This is a genomic window from Magnetococcales bacterium (assembly GCA_015231755.1).
In the GTDB taxonomy this organism is placed as follows: Bacteria; Pseudomonadota; Magnetococcia; order Magnetococcales; family Magnetaquicoccaceae; genus Magnetaquiglobus.
Map to the genome: position 1 here is coordinate 19,613 of JADGAZ010000028.1, position 18,760 is coordinate 38,372.

Genomic DNA, 18,760 nt, shown 5'->3' on the forward strand with positions numbered 1-18,760 from the left:
AAGCCATCCTGCCGGGGCTACTCATGGGGGATCAGATTGTATTCCCTCAATTTTTCCAAAAGCATCAGCCGGGTGAACGGTTTGGTGATGTAATCGGTGCAATAGCCCTTGTAAAAGGCCTCGGTGACCGCCTCCGGGGCATCGAGGGCGGTCACCATGATGATCACCGCCTCCTTGGCTCCGATCACGCCATACGCCACCTCCAAGGCGCGTATGGCCTGCAAGGCACTTTGACCATCCATGACCGGCATCATGATGTCCAGCAGGATCAAATCATAAGGGGTCTCTTCCACCAGGGACGCCTCCACCAGATCCACCGCCTCCAGGCCATTGGCGGCCTGATCGCACGAACCGAATGGAATCAAAAGATCATACAAAAACCTGCGATTTTCCGGATAATCATCCGCAATCAATATGTTCATGGGTTCACTCCCCTGTCTGACAGAGCCTGTCGCGCTTCCAGGCATTGGGTTGCCAGTTTCGTCAACGCCTCTGCGGCCTGCTCCCAATTTTTCTGTTCCACGCCACCACGCAGGCGCAATGCTTGGGTGGAGACCTTCCAGGCACCAATTTCCCGGGACAGATCGCTCAACCGCTGCACGGACTTGCCCACCCCGACCTCGTTGCGACTGGCAATGGCCTGCTGCAACGCCTCCAGGCACAGGGGAAACTGCTCGACGAATACCGCGCTTTTCTGGACCCAGACCTCCGCTTCCAGTTCGACATCCTTCAAGACCGAGGTCAATTTTCTGGGTGGCGTCCGGCCCACCGTCAAGGAGGTGCGCTTGATCACCTTGGCAATGACCTCCAACAGCTCGCTGGAGCGGTAGGGCTTGCGCAGATAACCGTTCATGCCCACGTCGAAACACTGTTTTTCCTCTTCGCCCATGGTTTTGGCCGTCACCGCGATGATGGGAATCCGGGGGCTGGCCACCATGGGTAAATCCCCCTGGCGAATCTGTCGGGTGGCCTCCATGCCATCCATCTCCGGCATTTGCAGATCCATCAGTACCAGATCATAGGCATGTTGCCCCAGTTGCAGCAAAGCCTCTCGACCATTGCCCACGATGGTGACCGTATGCCCGGCCTGCTCTAAAATCAACGTGGCGAGCCTTTGATTTTGCGCATTGTCTTCCACCAACAAAATATGAATCGGAATCATATGGTTGACCAAACGATCCGCCGATGAGACGCTCTCTTCGCTCTGCGTCACCCGGCCCAGCCGTTGTTGAATCGCCTTGAGCAGACGAAATTTCCAGACCGGCTTGCGTACCACGTTGGCATGGAGCAATCCATGCGCGCCCATCACATCATCCGCGTCCACCGTGGGAGGCAGAAAGAGTACCACATTGTCGAATACGCCGGCTGCCGACGCCAGCGTCACCAACGGATTCGCCCCATCCCGCAACACGCCATAATCGATGATCAGCAGATCAAAATCTCGATTGGACGCCGCGACGTTGCGTTCCAGTTGCTTCCGGATGGCGACGAGACTCTCCGCCTCCACGACATCGGCCCCGGCAACGGAGAGCATCTCCCCCACAATGGCGCGTCCCGTGGCATGGGTATCGGCCAGAAGAATCCTCACCCCCTCCAGCGCCGGGCCACCCGGATCGGCCCGTCGGTCATCCCCCTCCCGTCCCACCCTGTCTCTGCGGCTCACCCCGAACCGGGCGGTGAAATGAAAAATACTGCCCTTATCCGCAGCACTTTCCAGCCAGATCTCCCCGTCCATCATGAAGACCAGATGTTTGCTGATGGTCAATCCCAATCCGGTGCCGCCAAACTTACGGGTGGTGGAACCATCGGCCTGGGTGAACCGTTCAAAAACCAGCGCCTGCTTCTCCGCCGAAATACCCACTCCGGTATCGACGATGGAAAAATGCAGCCAGATATCCTCCCTGAAATCCGGATTGCCCACAGGAATCTCATCCGGGCCGGCCAGGGCGACACGCAAGACCACCTCCCCATCCGCGGTGAACTTGATGGCGTTGTTGATCAAATTGATCAACACCTGCTTCAGCCGCAACGGATCCCCCAGCAGCGTGGATGGCACATCCTCGGCCAGATGGCAATACAGCTCCAACTCCTTCTGATAGGCCTTGATGGCCAACGAATCGCAAGCGTTCTCGATCTGCCCGGAAAGATCGAAGGGGATCCGTTCCAAGGTGAGCATGCCCGCGTCGATTTTGGACAGATCCAGGATCGAATTGATCAATTCCAGCAGCGAATCGGAAGATTTCTGGATCACCTCCAGATAGTGTCGCTGATTTTGGGCGGAGAGGCGTGTGGTCAGGATCAAATCGGTCAAACCGATGATGGTATTCATGGGGGTACGAATTTCGTGGCTCATGTTGGCCAGAAATTCGCTTTTCATGCGACTGGCCGACTCGGCCACCTCCAGAGTCTCTTTCAACGACCGCATCAACTGTTTGCGCTCGGTGATATCGTGCATGAAGGCGGTATAAAGCTTCTTGCCACCCAGATGAATTTCAACCAGCCCCACCTCCAGATCGATGATTTGACCATCCGCACGCAAACCCGGCAGTTCCACCCTTCTTTTGAGATGGGGAGAGCCTTCCGGGGCCTGGGCATGCCGCAGCAGGGCCTGGGCATGGGCCTGACGGTGCTCCGGGGGAATGATATACTGGGCCAGATCCTTGCCCAGACACGCCTCCCGGGAAAAACCGAACATCTCTTCCGCCGCCGGGTTGAGCTCCACCACTTTGCCATCGACATCGATGGTGATGATGGCATCCAACGCGGACTCCTGATTCAAATGAAGCCGCTTCTCCCGCTCTTTCAATTCCGCATGGGTCTCCAGGAGCTTGCTCTCCATGGTTCCCAACATCCTGCCGAACAGCAAAATCAATCCGATTCCCCCCATCACTCCCACCCCGATGCCGATGGCAATGATCCAGTAGGAATGATGCACCTGGAACGTGGCGTCTTGCACCACGATCATGAAGGCCACTTCCTGACCAGATGCATTCAGAATCGGCAGACGGGCGATGTTGTAATGGTCATCGTCTTGCGAGACGTTGTACCACAAGTGGCGACCCGCGACATAAAAATCCGGTCTGAGACGGTTGATCAAGGAAGGCGGAGTCGTAGCGGTACTTTGATTGATCACCACATGATCCGGAAAGGCATCCCAAACCAGGGACCGGCCCAACATTTTCGCGCCGGACTGCCAGTCGGTCTGCTGGAGACGACTCTTTTCGACAAACAGATACAGATCGACCGGAAACTGCTGACGCACCAATCCGGCGAATTGTTCCAGTTCTTTGCCCAGTTCGATGAAACCGATCAAGGTCTGTCCATCGTACCAGGGAGTGACGGTCCGCAGCACCAGAGTGCCCATTTTGCCCAACTCCAGATCCGAAGAGACCAGACCGCTCTCCTGAGCCAGCATCAACGAGGCACGATCAATCCCATCACCAAAGCGATCCGGTTGATGCACACGTAAAAAATTGACCCGGTCCGGTTGGTGGAAATAAAAATGGGTGATCCGGTTTTCCTGCTGCAACGCCCTGAAAAAACCCTTAGAAGTGGTGTACAGCGCCTCCCGGTCACGGGTCAGATAGGTGTTCCTGATCGTGTCATTCAGCCGGATGGCACTGATGGCGATCTGCATTTTGCTGACTTCATCGGAGTGCATTTCGACCAGGGCGCGACCGATGGCATCGGCGACCTGCTGCATGTGATATTCGTTCTGGGTGGTCTGCTGCCAATAGATGCCCAAGGAACTGCAAGAGATCATGATTGCCACAATCACGATAAATTTAATGATCATATCGCGCTTTGCGCTGTACATGACTCTTAGCCTTAACGATAAGAAATCAAAGGTTTATCAAACGCCGGAGCCATCCGTTTGGAAAGCCCGTGCGATAACGGTGGTCAATTCAGCGGCGGTGAATGGCTTCATCAAGATGCTGGAAGCCCCCAAGACCGTCGCCGCCTTCAGGTTCAGGGCGGCTGACAAATACGGAGGACTCCCGCCGGAGATGGCAATGATTTTGGGTCTGTTCTCCAAACGGGTAAACGCCATGACCACCTCGATACCATCCATCTCCGGCATGAGGATATCGGTGATGACAAGATCCGCCGGACGATTGTAAAACGCTTGCACCCCCTCCTTGCCATTGTTGGCCTCCTCCACCTCATACCCGTTCTCCCGGAGAATACGGGTCATCAAGGTCCGGATCGCGGGATTGTCATCAATAATCAAAATGCGTTTGGCCACTGCGTTGATATGGTGATTCATGACACCCCTTCCGGATGGCTGTGGTGGTCAGGCAGTCCGATGGCCAATGCGACTGCGTCCAGAATCCTTTGATTGGTAAACGGCTTTTGCAGCACATTGACCACACCGAACATTGTGGTCAGTTTCAAGACAAAATCCATGGCCAACTGGGCATTGCCGCCAGACATGGCAATGATCTTTTGCTCCTGGTTGATCGTTTGCACACGTTGAATCAAATCAATACCATCCATATCCGGCATGATGATGTCGCTGATCACCAGCCTGGGTTGCACGTCCTGATAAACCTGCAACGCTTCCACCCCGTTGGAGGCGGTCGCCAACGAATAACCGGCATCTTGAAGAACACGACACAACAAGTTCACCAATCTTTGTTCATCATCCACAATCAGGATATCTTTCATATTCTGTCATCCGCTGAATTCCTGGTGCCTGATCATCCGGTGGGGGTGATCCACCACACAGACCCGACCCATCCGTTTGGGGTTGCGGGATGTTCACTCCACCCGACATGGAATCACTATGGGCCGACAGCCTCTGCGGAATCAACAACAAATTGATCCGGATCCCAAACTTCTCGGTTGTTGAAAATATCGTACAGAATCCGTCCCAACTCCTCCTTCAGGACCGGTTTCCTGAGAACCGCCCGGATGCCAAGCGTCCGCATCTGTTCGGGGGAGACCGGATCCTTTTTCCCCGAACACAACACAGAGGGCAACCCGGCATTCAGGGTGGCAATCCGGGACAGCAATTCGATTCCGGTCATGCCGGGCATGGTCTGATCGGTAATGATGACATCGTACTGATCCGAATCCAGTTGCAACCGTTTCCAGGCCAGACCGGGATCGCTGCAACACTCCACCTGATAGCCCAATTGTTCCAATTGCATTTTTCCCAATCGGGCGATGCTGGTTTCGTCATCGACGAACAAAACCCGATAGGCCTCCAGGGTTCGATGCACAGTGGTACTCGTCTCGGAGGCCGTTTCCCGTTCGACGGCCAAAGGCCAGAACACCTGAAAGGTGCTGCCCCGACCGATTTCACTGAACACCTGAATGGCCCCTTTGGCATCGGTGACAATCCCATGAACCACCGACAATCCCAAACCGGTCCCCTTGCCGATCTCCCGGGTACTGAAAAAAGGATCGAACAGACGATCCCGTATCTCCGGATCGATGCCCACACCCGTATCCTGAACCGCCAGCAACGCATAAAGACCGGGGGCGACATCCAAGGTGCCGGCCTCATCGGGAGTCAAAGTGACCGTGTTCAGGGTGATATCCAGGCTCCCACCCTTTTCCTCCATGGCAAAAGACGCGTTCGTGCACAGGTTCATGATGACCTGATGCAACTGGGTGGGATCCCCCGAAATCACCACATCCGGCTCCAGAATGTGGGTATGGATGGCAATGGTGGTCGGAACCGAAGCGCGCATGAACTGGATGGTTTCCTTGAGAATCGGCACCACTTGAATGGTTTTGCGTTCCCCTTCGGACATGCGGCTGAAGGTCAACAGTTGGGCGACCAGATCCTTGGCCCGTTTTCCCGCCAGGAAGACATCCTGCAAATCCTGGTGGTTCTGGTCGGTGGCGGGAATCTTGTCCAGCACCAGTTCCGTATAACCCAGAATGATGCCCAGCAGATTGTTGAAATCATGGGCAATGCCACCTGCGAGGGTTCCGATGGCCTTCATTTTCTGCGCCTGACGCAGTTGCCGTTCCATGCGCAACTGTCTGGTGATGTCCCGATGCACCGCGACATAGTTTCTGACCGATCCATCCGGACTTTTCACCGGGGAGATGCTGGATTCCACATCAAAAAACGATCCATCCTTTTTGCGGTTGAGGAAATGCCCCTTCCAGGTCTTGCCCATGGCCAGACAACGCCACATCTCCCCGGCGATCTCCTGTTTGAACTCTCCCGCGTCCAGAATGGTGATGTTCTGGTCGATCACCTCCGTCGCCGCATAACCCGTCACCCGACAAAAGGCCTGATTGACATACTGGATCACCCCGCCGGTATCGGCAACCAGGACCATATCTTCGGTCTGCTCGATGGCCGAAGCCAGGCGCAAATTGTTGGCATGAGCGCGCAGCGCCATGATTCCGAAAGAGATATCCCGGGCCAGATCCATCAGGAACGCCGTCTCCCGCCCATCGAAGGCATCGGGTTCCGCCGCATAGACGCTCAAGGCACCGAAAGGTTGTCCTTCGCTCACCAAGGGCAGGGAAACCGAGGAGCGATACCCCTGGGCCATGGCCTGTTCCCGCCAGGGGGCGAAGTCAGGATCGTTGAGAATGTCTCTGGCATGGGCCGGCAGACCGGTGCGAATGGCGCGACCGGTTGGCCCCTGTCCACTGGCCCCCTCGCCCCAAGAGATGTACAAGCTATCCAGATAGCCGATTTCATAACCAAACTGAGCCACCGGCACCACCCGTTGCGTGGCATCCTGTCCGGAAAAACCGCACCACGCCAGCCGGTAACCGGCCTTCTCCACGATCAATTGACACAACGTGGTCATGAACTGCTCTTCATCCTGGGCGTGAAGCAACGCCTCGCTGGCGGAACTCAACGCCTTGAGGGCGCGGTTCATGCGTTGCAATTCCATTTCCGCCCCTTTGCGCACGGTAATATCCGTATAGGTACCGGCCATTCTCCAGGGCTTGCCTTCTGCATCCCGCTCCACCACCTTGCCGCGTCCTTGAATCCAGACCCAATCCCCCATGCGGGTGCGCAATCGATACTCCAGGGAGTGGCTCTCGATCCGACCGGCCACATGATCGTCGAGGCCGCTCAACACCCGTTCCCGATCATCCGGATGCAGCAGATCGACCCAGCTTTGAAAGTGGGGCACCAGTTCTCCATGGGCGAAACCCAGCATCTGTTCGGCCTTGGGACTGAAATAGATCGCCCCGCTCCGGATGTTCCAGTCCCAGATGCCGTCGTTGGTGCCATCCAGGACCAGTTGCAAACGCTCCTCGCTGGTCTGCAACGCGGCGCGCATCCGATACTCTTCGGTCACATCCCGAAACACCAGCACCACTCCAAGCAGGGTTCCCCCGGCATCCCGGATGGGGGAGCAACTGTCGGCAATCTGCGATTCCCGTCCGTCCCTGGCAACCAGGGTGGCATGACTGGCCAGACCGACAAGCGTACCGGTTTCAAGCACCGTCTCCACCGGATTGACCACCGGCAAGCCGGTCTGACTGTTGACCATCCGAAACACTTCGGACAAAGGACGATTGCGCGCTTCGTCCAATTTCCATCCGGTCAACGTCTCGGCCACGGGATTCATGTACTGCACACGACGGCGTGTGTCGGTGGAGATGACCGCGTCGCCAATGGATTGCAACGTGATGAAATGGTTGGTTTCCGTCTCGTACAGGGAACGTTCCAGGCTTTTGCGGGTGGAGACATCCAGCACAATGGACACCACGACCTGGATTTTCTCCTGCTGAAAAAGCTGCATGCGCACTTCGACTGGATATACAGAACCATCCCTGCGACGGTGCTCGGTCTCGAAAAACAGTTGGAGCTTGTCTCCCCGCAACAGAGGCTGCACCCGTTCCTTGAATGCATTCTCCGACATCAACGGATTGAAAGACCAGGGATACAGCATCGATAACTCGGCAGACGTATATCCCAGATTGACTTGTGCGCTATTGTTGACATAAACACAACGAAAAAAATCCACGTCAAAAATATAAATCTCATTGACCGAACTTTCCAGAATGCGTCCCAATTGTTGATGTTCCACAATACGACGAATCAACGGTTTGCTGATCCAATAAAACAGCAACTCCCCGACCGCAACGATTCCACAGGCCAATGCAAACAACAGCAAGGCAGCCTGGATGTATCGACTGCGGACCTCTTCCATATCGACTTTGACCACCACCCCCATATTCAAAATGGCCACCGGCTCATAAGCGGCCAACACCTCCACCCCGCGATAATCCAGACCAACAACGGAGCCGGATTGTCCCGACAAGGCCCGCTGCATCGGAATGGCCAACCGACTCGGAAGCGGCACCGGCTGAGGCTTGTCGAAGTCGGAGTGGCGATGCCGCACCATGAACACGATCCGGTCCCCTTCTCTTCGGCCCACCGTGAACTCCCCGGTCTCACCAAAGCCCTTGAACCGGTCATGAGCCTGCCGGATTTGCGCAAGGGTCGCCTCCTGAGAACCTCCCGGATAATCCGGACTGTGCTGCTGATCAAACGCCGCCAGGGATTCCATGAACCGGGCGCGGCTCTGGACAATGTCGATCAATCGGTCGCGAACATCTTCAAGATGGGTTGTATACAAAGTCCAAATGGTAATACCTCCCACAACCATCGAAACGATCAACAGGATCAGGCCAAGCAGCATGAACTTTCGATTGAAGGTCAGTTCCATTTCTCGTCTTTCCGGATTCAATCCGAGCTGAAATCGGAATGCAACCAGTTCTGGAAGTTTATAAACACAAACATGAATGATAGACCTTATTGGAGATCTGAATGAGTGATACTCTATCAGAAGTTTCACAACGATGCAGCATCCCATGCGATACCGATCTAAAAACATCTCCGGCATGCGCGAGATCCGCCGTTGCGCCTCAAGGATGAACCTTCTCCAGGAAGAATATTCGACAAATTGGGGAAAACAGGCGGGAAACTCCGGGACAAGCGGAATCAAGGCGTCCGGCGATCAAGGCGTCCGGACCAGACGAAATCCAATATAGTCATAGCGACTGGTGGGAGCATGCCAGTAACGTTCGGCACTACGGGCTCTTTTGGCACCATTATCATAAGACCCCCCGCGCAAGACACGATCACGGACATTCACTTCATTTCGGAACGGATTTTTCATACTGGCCTGGGGAGTGGCATAATAGTCCGGGTCATAGCCGTCCATGCACCATTCCCAGACATTGCCATGCATGTCGTACAAACCAAACCCGTTGGCGGGAAAACTCCCGACCGGCATGGTGGATTGGCGATACAGTCCCTTGGAAAATCCCCGACAGGGACAACTGCCATTGAAATTGACCTGATTGTTGGATCGAATGGTTTCGCCAAAAGAAAAAGGGGTCACACTCCCGGCGCGGCAGGCGTATTCCCACTCGGCTTCCGTAGGCAGGCGAAACCCTCCTCCGCTGCGCAAATTCAACAGTTCGATGAAGGCCATGGCGTCATACCAACTGACCCGCTCCACCGGATAGTTGGCCCCCCGTCGGAAATGGGCCGGATTTTCATGGATGAGTTTGCACCACTCCCCCTGAGTGACGGCAAACATCCCCATCCAGAAACCATCCAGGCTCACGTCATGTAGCGGCGCCTCGCTTGGTTTGTGACCATCCTCGCTCTCCACGCTGCCCATCCTGAAGGTTCCCGGGGGAATCCACACAAACTTCATTCCGGTAATATCGTCTCGAAATTCCAACATGTCACAATCCGGCCTTCCAGGTACGGTTGATTCCAGAAGATCGACCCTCATCGTCATCCACACCAACCGATCTCAACATGCTCGCCCTCGTCAATTCCGATGAACCATACATCCCCTCGACTCACAACAACACCCAACGCGCACCATCCGCAGGCAACGGTTCATAACTGGGTCAACAATAGCAAGGTCTGCTCAATCTGTTCATCCAGTCTTTCCAGAAAGGCATTCACCTCCTCCCAGTCCCCCACCTCCGCGGAACCTTTGATGCGAATGGCCTGGGTTCCGATCCGACTGGCGCCGATCCCTTTGGCCAGACTGGACAATTTCCCAACCCCCTGCACCGCCTGTGTGACATTTTTCTTGTCCAGGGCACGGCGCAACTCTTTGACGACCGCCAACACCTCTCCCTGAAAGGCGCTCCTGGCCCGGTTCCAGGACTCCTGATCCACTTCGACCGGCTCCAAAGTGATCTTTCCCACGGACCGTTTCCGGGGCTTGAGAAACGGTTCGATGACCTGAATCAGCTCATGGGGTCGATACGGTTTTCTCAGATAACCATTCATGCCGATATTGCGACACTTCTCCTCCTCCGAGGCCATGATACAGGCGGTGACCGCAATGATGGGAATCCGGGAATCCAACATCTCGGACGGGGAACTTTCCCGGATGCGCAGGGTGGTTTCAAAGCCATCCATGTTCGGCATTTGCAGGTCCATCAAAATCACATCGAAATGGGTTTCCTTTTTCTTCAAGATGTCCAGGGCCTCGCCACCATGGTTGGCCAGGGTGACCAGATGACCCGCCTGATACAAAATGGTGGTCGCCAGTCTCTGGTTGGTGGCCAGATCCTCCACCAGAAGAATCTGCAATGGATAAACATCGGTCCGACGTTTGATGGCATGATCGACCGGATGACTCAAAGCGCTCTCTTTTCCCAATCCCTGTTGAATCCGATTGAGCAGTTGAAAACGCCGCACCGGTTTTTTCAACGACAACGCCCCATGCAACCAGGACGGCCCAATGAATGCCGAAAGGCTCATATTGGTGGGCAACAAGACAATCGGCGCGCCCCGGAATCCGCTGGCCACCTGCTGCATATCCACCTCGGAGATCTCTTCCCGCAGCAGGCACTCATCCACCAACAAGACATCAAACGGTTGGTTTCGTCCTTGCGCCTCCCTCAAAGCGGCAAGCAACGCCGTACTGTCCGCAACCGTCTCACAGCTTCCGCCAAATCCGATCACCATCTTGCCAATGATCGACTGCCCGATGTAGGGACCACCACCGATCAAAACCCGCAACCCTTCCAGAGTGGCGGCATTTTTCTCTTTCCGGTTGACACGATCGTCACTGTCGGCTCTGTGACCCCTCGTGTGTTGTGGCTGGGCATGAGACAATTTGACAGCAAAATGAAACGTGCTTCCCTGGTCAAGAATGCTTTCGACCCAGATGCTCCCATTCATCATCTGCACCAGATGTTTGCTGATACCCAACCCCAGACCCGTCCCGCCATACTTGCGTGACGTGGAGTCGTCGACCTGGGTGAATTCCTTGAAAATGATATTCAGTTTATCTTCCGGAATCCCGATTCCCGTGTCGGTGACGGAAACGCGCAACAAAAAAGGCTCCCCGTCCGCATCCAAAACCCGCGCCCCTTCCACCCGCACCAGAACATAACCGGAAAAGGTGAATTTGATGGCGTTGTTGATCAGGTTGATCATGATCTGTTTGAGCCGCAACGGATCTCCATACAAGGTTTGCGGCAAATTCCAGGCCACGTCGCAAAACAGGTCCAGTGACTTATGATGCGCATTGACCGCCATGGTCTCACACACATCCTCGATCCTGCCGCACAAATCGAATGGAATGTTCTCAAAGACCAGCTTTCCCGCTTCGATTTTGGAAATATCCAGGATATCGTTGATCAGATCCAACAAAGAAAGCCCGGCATTCAAAACCATTTGCAGATGCCCCAACTCCTCTTCCCGCGGCAGATTGCTGGTCAGAATCAGATCGGTCATGCCAATGATGGCATTCATGGGACTCCGAATCTCATGACTCATATTGGCAAGAAAGGCGCTTTTTGTCTTGCTTGCTGCTTCCGCGACACTCAATGTATCCCCAAGCGATTTCAGAAGCTGTTTTTCCGAGGTAATGTCATGCAGAAAGATAATATTACTTGATTTTCCGTGTCGCAAAGAGATGACCAGCCCAATATCCAAATCAATCGGCTGACCACTGGCTCCCAGACAGGTACAATTGAGCCGTCTTTGAATGGTGCCAGACTGGCCGGAAGGTGAATCCACTCCGCTCCCGGAGGGTAACGTGTGCAGCAACGACAAAAATTCCCGATGCGGAATCAGATTTCCAATATTGATATTCTCCCATGCGGATAATGAATATCCAAAAATCTGCATGGCTGCCGCATTGGAATAGACAATCCGGCCCTGGGCATCGATCCCCATGATGCCATCCAACGCACTGTCCAGAATGGTTTCCAGGTACCTTTCACTCTCGGCAATCCACTCCTTGCTGTGTTCACAATCCAGCACACCCGCCATGATGCGCCCGACGGTGTGCAGAAAGTCGAAGGATTCGGGACACAAATCAATCTGATGATCAAAAACAAGACACACAACCCCAAAACGACTCCCTTCAAGCTCGACCGGGAATACCCGATGCCCATCAGGCCATACCGGTCCTTCCTTCGCGATCAAACCGGGCAACAACTGGCAGCATTTTTCAATCTCGGCCACCTCCATGCCAATGGTGACTTGCAAACAATCCAGCCCCTCCAGTCTGCCATTCAAGGGTGCCAGAAAAATTCCCGCCGACACATAATCGGCAATATCATGCACCGATACAATGCGGTTCAAAATGATCTCCAGTCGTTCTTTCCAGGGCAGATGACTCGTGGCAACCCGGTGAATCTCGACGATACCTTCTTGATAAACCAACTGCTTTTTGATATGGGCATTCAGTCTGTGATGATTCAGGGCAATGGTTGCCTGAGAGGCCAAAGATTCCACAAGACTCTCGTCATCCTCGGAAAACGGAATGACTCCCCCACTGTGCTTATCCGTCGCGTTGATCAACTGAATCGCGCCAACAGGCTCTTCACCAGCAATCATCAAGGGAGCCGTCAGAAAGGATCGGGAACGGTAGCCGTTCTGCCGATCGAATTCGCGGGTCTTCTCAAAATCATAATCCGTCACCGAATAGCCGTCTTCGATTCTGATGATTTTGCGTTCAAGAACACAGGCAGACACAATGGATCGGAGATCCGGGCTATCGTCATCCAGATAAAGGGGAATCAAAGGAAACGAACATTTCCGCCCCGAAGCCCCCCCGAGGCTGATGCCGAGAGAATCGGTACGCACAATCTCGAACCGAAGAAACCGTTTTCCGACCACCAGATATAAAGTACCCGCATCGGCGCGGGTCAGGTCCTTGGCGTAGACCAGGATCATTTCCAACAACAAATCCAACTCCACGGAGGAGGACAAAGCAACTCCGATCTGATTCAGTTTTCTTAACTTGTCGCGCAGATCCACCATGCATACACCTTGAATCCAACAGAAATCTCCCGGATCTGCCGGGGGAGAGGAAAAATGGGAAATTTCTGGAAAGATTCCAGCGTTTTCTTTGCTGCTCTTGCGACTCTCCTGCCGTATCCATCTCAGGTCTGAACAACCGCAATACGATAAATTGGCCTGACTCCCGCCTTTGAACGTTTGCAATTCAAGGGATATCCAATCAGGTTAGGCCAACTTTCCCACTTTGTAAACCTTCTTGTCATTCCTGAAACCAACCCCAGCCCCAAAAACCATCCCCTCGGCAACACGCTTTACGAAAGACGCCAAGCAACAAACAAGCCCCGCCACCCTTCCGTCCAAGAAATGGCAGGCCGAGGAAAATAATGATAGAAATCTAAAATTAAATAATTTTTATTATATAATAACCGCCCAGCATGCAGTCCCGCCACACCCGCAAAGGGGTGGCGGGACAACGGGAAAACATGGCGTTCTGTGGCGAAAGCGCGACAAACCAGCGCTCCCGAACCACCCTTTCAAGTCACAATGGCTTGGTCAAAGTCATCGTCACAATGGAACCTTCGGGACGATCTTCCGCACCAAACTCCAAAATGCCACGCAGGGACACAGACATCTTCAACGCCGGAATCGCCGTGACCAACTCCGGTCCGATGCCGAAAACCTGATCGTGATCGTTACGATTCCAGGTGACGCCGGTGCCTTTGTCGTCGGTCAACTGCCATTGTCCATAACCCGCCACCCCCAGTTCCACCAGATCGGTGACCTGATGACCGATGCCCCATTCAAAATGGAAATCATCACCAAGACGCACATCGGTTTCGTCTTTCTTGGAGTGGGTTTCATATCGGGTCAACAACGACATCGACCACTCTTTCTTCGCATCCGGGTACCAGGTACCGCCCAACGTAAACATGGTGGTCCAGAAATCCTTGCCGGGAGAGGCGGGATTGAGGCGGTTATAGCTGCCGGTGGGCAGATAGAATCCAAGGGCCGTGGAGGCATCCCAATTGGCCCCATGCCAACCCAGCAGAAGCGGTTCAATGGCGATGTCACCCAGGCCGAATTTGTCAGATTCCACCCCCACACCGTTCAAGTCGAGATCGGTGTTCACCAACGGGACCAGGATATCCATCCCATAGTCGGCGCCCAGCACCTTATGGGGTGTCATCCAAATGAGTCGATTGACCGAGGCGAAAACATCCAGATCCAGTCCAACCGGAACCTCTTTGCCGTTATTGTCCTGCAAAGCCGTGGATTGATACAATACGTTGTACCAGCGCCAGTAAACGCCAGGCGGAGGAAGTGTTGCGGCCTTGATTCCTTCGACCCCATGAACATAATGCCCCTGTTCTCCGGCATCTGCACGGGAGGTCAAAGTGAGATTGCCCACACACAGTCCAACCGCCAGCAGTGTTCCGACTTTTTTCATGGTCACTCCTTTGTCTATAACCGGGCCATGGAATGGAATACGTTCCATCGCCCCAGGTGCTGTCCAATGAACACCCCAGACCACAGTATCCCGCAGTTTGGGACATCCACCCATCCGAACATCATAGGTCACCCCAAGGGGGATAGAAAGCAAAAATATGAATACCGGGCCATCCCCACCTTCCAGGCGCGTTCCATTTCCAGTTTGTGGTGTCTATTCTTTCATAAACAGAACCAAATAACCGCAGACGCTCTGGTCATCGCCACCGCTGCGTTGGACCCTGTTCATGCCGTTCAATGCTGGCCCAACACGCCACACCATCCAACCCAAACACAACGCCATCATTATGGATAAACCGGTTCCGCATACTTGATCTGTGGGCGTGATGGATGTATGCTGCGTCATCACTCAGATTTTCATTAATTCCGATTGCCAAGTCATCACAAAAATAGAATTAAAATAATCAACCAAACAAAACCGCTTGCAATCGTCGCATGATACAAAAAAAGAGTCCCGTTGATCCCATTGACGCGTGACTCCCAATCGATCTCCACCCATACCAAAGGGTTGTTGCTGTGTTCAGAATGATATCTCAAGCCAGCCACGTATGGCCGGACCATCTGGATTGGCGGTCCGGCACACGCATGGCTTCGTCGTTGGTCCGTTTGCGGGAGATTGGATCGGTGGCAGCGAGTTCCCGCCACTTGGCGCGACAGATGGCCATGCAGGTGGACTATCAGCAATCCGGATTGATCGTGGAACTGGGGCCAGGACTGGGCGCCATCACCAAGGAAGTATACAAACGGGTCGCCAACCGCAAGCAATTGCTGTTGATCGAGGTGGGAGGAGCCTTTATCCCCGAATTGAAAAAACAATTCCACGGAGTCACGGTGATTCACGACTCGGCGGAGTGGCTGCTCAAACATGTCAAAGGACGCCGAGTGGCGGCAGTGGTCTCCTCGCTGCCGTTACGATCCCTGCCCAACAAAGTGGTACATCGCATTGGAGTGGCCTTGAGCCAGGTGATGGATGCCCAAACCCGCTACATCCAGTTCACCTACGATCTGCGCCCCACGGAATCGGCTTATTTTACCCACATCGCCATGGAAAAACAGCACAGCCGGATTGTCTGGCGCAACCTGCCCCCGGCACGGGTGGATACCTTCTGTCTGGCCACGGAATCGACCGGTCGCCCGGAAAAAATCGCGTTCCATGCCGCCTCTGGATCCTGACGGCAGCAACGAGAACCTCCCGGACCCGTCTCAATTCACAAGACACAAGGCCCCCATCCCCACCAGTCAAGGGGGGGATGGATGACCTGAAAACTTACTGAATGCCTTTCTTTTTGGCCGCATCCAGCAATTTGGCATCACCGTGCTTGGCGCAATAATTGACCAAACGCTCGCTGAATTCTTCAAAGCCTTTCTGTTTCCAGACCGTATCTCCGGAGACACCGCTCAGATAGCCGTCGATCCACATCAGGACAATCCCGATATCTTCCGCATTCCCCTGAGCAGCCTCCTCCAGGAACTCCTGGCAGGTATACACTCCGAAGTTAATGTCTTCGCTCTGTTTTTGCTTCTTTGCGTGGCCGGGGGTCGCCACCAGCAGCGAGGCAAGCACAAAACTGGCAATCAAATTAATTTTTCTCATCATACACCATCCGGTTATAAGGTTATTTTCTAAAGGCGACAGAAGTGGCGGAAAATACCCGATGACGCGGTATCTTGCAAGGGGTGGAATGCTCCATGCTCGAAAGAGTCAAGTATCATCTCTCTTCATCCCCTCATAACGTCTGACCCTGTTGACCGTTTCATCCATGCGATTGAATGCGATTCGCAAAATCAATGGACAAAACCAATAACGAAAGCTACTTTCTTTTTCCAGGAACATCATCCCGTCCCTCAGAAGAAAAACAACAAAACCGGACAAACACCAGGATCCAACCCAATCGTGACCGGTGCCAACACACCGGCTTATCAGCCATTTCCTTCGACATTCATTGGAGGTCAATCGATGCAATCATCCAATTTTTCCCTCAGCGCCGCCATGGTGAGCATTGGTTTTCACATGACCTGCGCCATGGCGATGGAAGGCGATATCCATCCCGCTTCCATGCAGAAGGGCAATCCAAACCCGATCATGGCCTCCCGGAGCGAACTCCAGCCGCCAACTCCCGGTTTCGATTGCCGCAAGGCCGCTTCAACCGTGGAAAAAACCATTTGCACCGATGTAAACCTCGCGCAAATGGATGGGGAACTCTCCACGATTTACAAACACGCCCTGCAACGGACCAAACAGGACGAAAACCTGAAAACTCAACAACTGAACTGGCTGCGCCAAGTCCGCAACGCCTGTGCCGATGCCCCCTGTCTGTCCAAGGCGTATCAAGGTCGGATCAACGCATTGCGACAGATGGATACAACCGCCGGTTCTGGAATCGTCTCCCCCTTTCCCGCCACCTACCAGGGAGGATTTACCGGAAAAGAACGCCTCACCTTGACCGCAGATGGCCGAATCCTTGAACAGGGAATCCCCACCGGAAGCCATCAGGTGGATTGGGATTCACCCTGGACAAAGGCCCAATACCCCCTATTGCTCATCCGGAAGGACGCACACGGCGTCGAGAAACGACACTGCAAAATTCAACCGGACAGGATGAAAATGTTTTGCCATGAAGGAGGATCAGGCTATTCCGAACTGGATCGGATTGACCCGGCACCCAAAGTCCAACCCCATGTCGCCACCCAGTGCGACGACGAACAACTCTATCTGGAAGTGATGGCAGCCGCACGGCAGGCCAAACCGGATCTCGAACTCAAAGGAGCCACAGAAATCCGCCTGCACACCAAAACAACCTGTCAAATCACCCTCTACTACCTGAAACAAGGTCAACCCCTTGATCTTCCTGCCACCTACGACCTGAACAATCATCCGGTCAGACTGACTTTTCTCCCCATGCCCAGCCAAAAATAAGGAGAAAGAATCATAAAAACGGGGGAAAGACATGCTTCTCTTTACCCTGACCACAAAAATAATAATAATTATTCAGTTATTATTACTGATGATCATTCCCCAACATCTCTTCATTCAACCCCCGCATCTCCGATAAAACGATCAAAATTTGCAGAAAAAATTATATTTTGCGAAATTATCTTGCATTGCGGAGTGTCCAGTGCAAAAATATACAACATTCACGCAAGGAATCATTCGAGTATCAGCGCAACCAAAAGTGGGAGTTGAAGATGATTCAACCAAAATGGGTGAATGACAGGACAAAGGATGCCAACGACACGCAGACACCGGATAAAGACCGCCTTGCGACAACCCTGAATGCGACAAACAACTATTATTTTAATCAAGGGTTTACTGTGGAAGATTTCCGCAGAAACATGAATAGCCGATTAAAAAATGTGGGGGTTGCCCTGTTGCATGATCAACATAAGCGATTGGTGGAAATTCTGGTCAAACTGTACATTGGTGTCAGAAATCTCCAGAAAAGTGCCCCGAATCACGAAAATTCTACATACCTCTATAATGTCATTGACGAACTAAAAGATTATGCATTAAAACACTTCAGAAACGAAGAAGAGTTTATGAGAAAAATAAAATACTCATATATTGCTGAACATATGGAAGCGCATAAGATTTTTGTCGAATCTTTGCTTGGCCTGGAAAAACGTATGCGGCAAGAATCCGTATCTTACATTATTGATTTACTGCACCTTGTCATTGGATGGCTGTTTCAGCACATCAATCATATGGACATGTCTTATTCAAAATTTCACAACGGAGATATTAAAACAAAAGCTATCATTACACTGCATATTCCACCCTCATTATCAAACAATAGTCTGTTAAGAAACAAAGAAACAAAAGATGACTTAAAATCAAAAGAAAATCACGCCGATTTAAAAAGAACGCTCCTGAGACGATTACCGATCATAGAAATCAATAATATAGACAAGGAGCATATGGAGTTGATCAATCAAACGATCCTGTTGAGCGGGTTGGCAATCAAACTTACTTCGGGCATCCTCAGAAAGTCCAACACATTGAAACTGTACATGAAATCGTATTTATGA

The 18,760-nt window shown here is 53.1% G+C and carries 12 protein-coding genes; 3 read left to right on the top strand and 9 right to left on the bottom strand.

Annotation, left to right across the window (positions count from 1 at the left end):
• Positions 1 to 17 precede the first annotated feature (17 nt).
• The 8 genes from HQL98_15095 to HQL98_15130 all read right to left on the bottom strand — a co-directional run bounded on the left by HQL98_15095 (position 18) and on the right by HQL98_15130 (position 14,675).
• Positions 18 to 422: a response regulator gene (locus HQL98_15095; protein ID MBF0273374.1), complete on the bottom strand. Its 405-nt coding sequence runs from the start codon at positions 420 to 422 to the stop codon at positions 18 to 20.
• The gene (locus HQL98_15100; GenBank protein MBF0273375.1) at positions 419 to 3,763 is read right to left on the bottom strand and encodes a response regulator; all 3,345 of its coding nucleotides are present in this window, start codon (positions 3,761 to 3,763) and stop codon (positions 419 to 421) included. The genes HQL98_15095 and HQL98_15100 overlap by 4 nt, the downstream gene beginning before the upstream one ends.
• 90 nt (positions 3,764 to 3,853) lie before the next feature.
• Positions 3,854 to 4,267, bottom strand: coding sequence for a response regulator (locus tag HQL98_15105; protein ID MBF0273376.1), 414 nt, complete (start codon positions 4,265 to 4,267; stop codon positions 3,854 to 3,856).
• A complete protein-coding gene (locus tag HQL98_15110) occupies positions 4,264 to 4,668 on the bottom strand; it encodes a response regulator (GenBank protein ID MBF0273377.1) in 405 nt (134 codons plus the stop codon). Before HQL98_15110 ends, HQL98_15105 begins: the two co-directional genes overlap by 4 nt.
• A 116-nt stretch (positions 4,669 to 4,784) precedes the next feature.
• On the bottom strand, positions 4,785 to 8,663 hold the full coding sequence (locus HQL98_15115; protein MBF0273378.1) for a PAS domain S-box protein: 3,879 nt from the start codon (positions 8,661 to 8,663) through the stop codon (positions 4,785 to 4,787).
• A gap of 291 nt (positions 8,664 to 8,954) precedes the next feature.
• On the bottom strand, positions 8,955 to 9,692 hold the full coding sequence (locus HQL98_15120; protein ID MBF0273379.1) for a formylglycine-generating enzyme family protein: 738 nt from the start codon (positions 9,690 to 9,692) through the stop codon (positions 8,955 to 8,957).
• A 161-nt stretch (positions 9,693 to 9,853) separates the two neighbouring features.
• Positions 9,854 to 13,249: a response regulator gene (locus HQL98_15125; GenBank protein MBF0273380.1), complete on the bottom strand. Its 3,396-nt coding sequence runs from the start codon at positions 13,247 to 13,249 to the stop codon at positions 9,854 to 9,856.
• A gap of 517 nt (positions 13,250 to 13,766) precedes the next feature.
• Positions 13,767 to 14,675 (bottom strand): transporter, encoded by a 909-nt coding sequence (locus tag HQL98_15130; GenBank protein ID MBF0273381.1) that lies wholly within the window; start codon positions 14,673 to 14,675, stop codon positions 13,767 to 13,769.
• A 644-nt stretch (positions 14,676 to 15,319) separates the two neighbouring features.
• On the opposite strand from HQL98_15130, the gene HQL98_15135 reads away from it, so the two are divergent.
• Entirely contained in the window at positions 15,320 to 15,907 is a 588-nt protein-coding gene (locus HQL98_15135) for a hypothetical protein (GenBank protein ID MBF0273382.1), read from the top strand.
• Between the two features lie 94 nt (positions 15,908 to 16,001).
• Here HQL98_15135 and HQL98_15140 read toward each other — a convergent pair whose 3' ends face one another.
• A complete protein-coding gene (locus HQL98_15140; protein MBF0273383.1) occupies positions 16,002 to 16,331 on the bottom strand; it encodes a hypothetical protein in 330 nt (109 codons plus the stop codon).
• A 360-nt stretch (positions 16,332 to 16,691) separates the two neighbouring features.
• Between HQL98_15140 and HQL98_15145 the strand changes: the two genes are divergently transcribed.
• Together HQL98_15145 and HQL98_15150 are read left to right on the top strand one after the other, a co-directional pair.
• Positions 16,692 to 17,651, top strand: a complete 960-nt coding sequence (locus HQL98_15145; protein MBF0273384.1) for a DUF1311 domain-containing protein — start codon at positions 16,692 to 16,694, stop codon at positions 17,649 to 17,651.
• Between the two features lie 269 nt (positions 17,652 to 17,920).
• The gene (locus tag HQL98_15150) at positions 17,921 to 18,760 is read left to right on the top strand and encodes a hemerythrin family protein (protein MBF0273385.1); all 840 of its coding nucleotides are present in this window, start codon (positions 17,921 to 17,923) and stop codon (positions 18,758 to 18,760) included.

What these genes read in the sequence shown, in the direction of transcription:
- HQL98_15095 (MBF0273374.1), bottom strand. Translation starts at nt 422, where the DNA reads ATGAACATATTGATTGCGGATGATTATCCGGAAAATCGCAGGTTTTTG.
- HQL98_15100 (MBF0273375.1), bottom strand. Translation starts at nt 3,763, where the DNA reads ATGATCTCTTGCAGTTCCTTGGGCATCTATTGGCAGCAGACCACCCAG.
- HQL98_15105 (MBF0273376.1), bottom strand. Translation starts at nt 4,267, where the DNA reads ATGAATCACCATATCAACGCAGTGGCCAAACGCATTTTGATTATTGAT.
- HQL98_15110 (MBF0273377.1), bottom strand. Translation starts at nt 4,668, where the DNA reads ATGAAAGATATCCTGATTGTGGATGATGAACAAAGATTGGTGAACTTG.
- HQL98_15115 (MBF0273378.1), bottom strand. Translation starts at nt 8,663, where the DNA reads ATGGAACTGACCTTCAATCGAAAGTTCATGCTGCTTGGCCTGATCCTG.
- HQL98_15120 (MBF0273379.1), bottom strand. Translation starts at nt 9,692, where the DNA reads ATGTTGGAATTTCGAGACGATATTACCGGAATGAAGTTTGTGTGGATT.
- HQL98_15125 (MBF0273380.1), bottom strand. Translation starts at nt 13,249, where the DNA reads ATGGTGGATCTGCGCGACAAGTTAAGAAAACTGAATCAGATCGGAGTT.
- HQL98_15130 (MBF0273381.1), bottom strand. Translation starts at nt 14,675, where the DNA reads ATGAAAAAAGTCGGAACACTGCTGGCGGTTGGACTGTGTGTGGGCAAT.
- HQL98_15135 (MBF0273382.1), top strand. Translation starts at nt 15,320, where the DNA reads ATGGCTTCGTCGTTGGTCCGTTTGCGGGAGATTGGATCGGTGGCAGCG.
- HQL98_15140 (MBF0273383.1), bottom strand. Translation starts at nt 16,331, where the DNA reads ATGATGAGAAAAATTAATTTGATTGCCAGTTTTGTGCTTGCCTCGCTG.
- HQL98_15145 (MBF0273384.1), top strand. Translation starts at nt 16,692, where the DNA reads ATGCAATCATCCAATTTTTCCCTCAGCGCCGCCATGGTGAGCATTGGT.
- HQL98_15150 (MBF0273385.1), top strand. Translation starts at nt 17,921, where the DNA reads ATGATTCAACCAAAATGGGTGAATGACAGGACAAAGGATGCCAACGAC.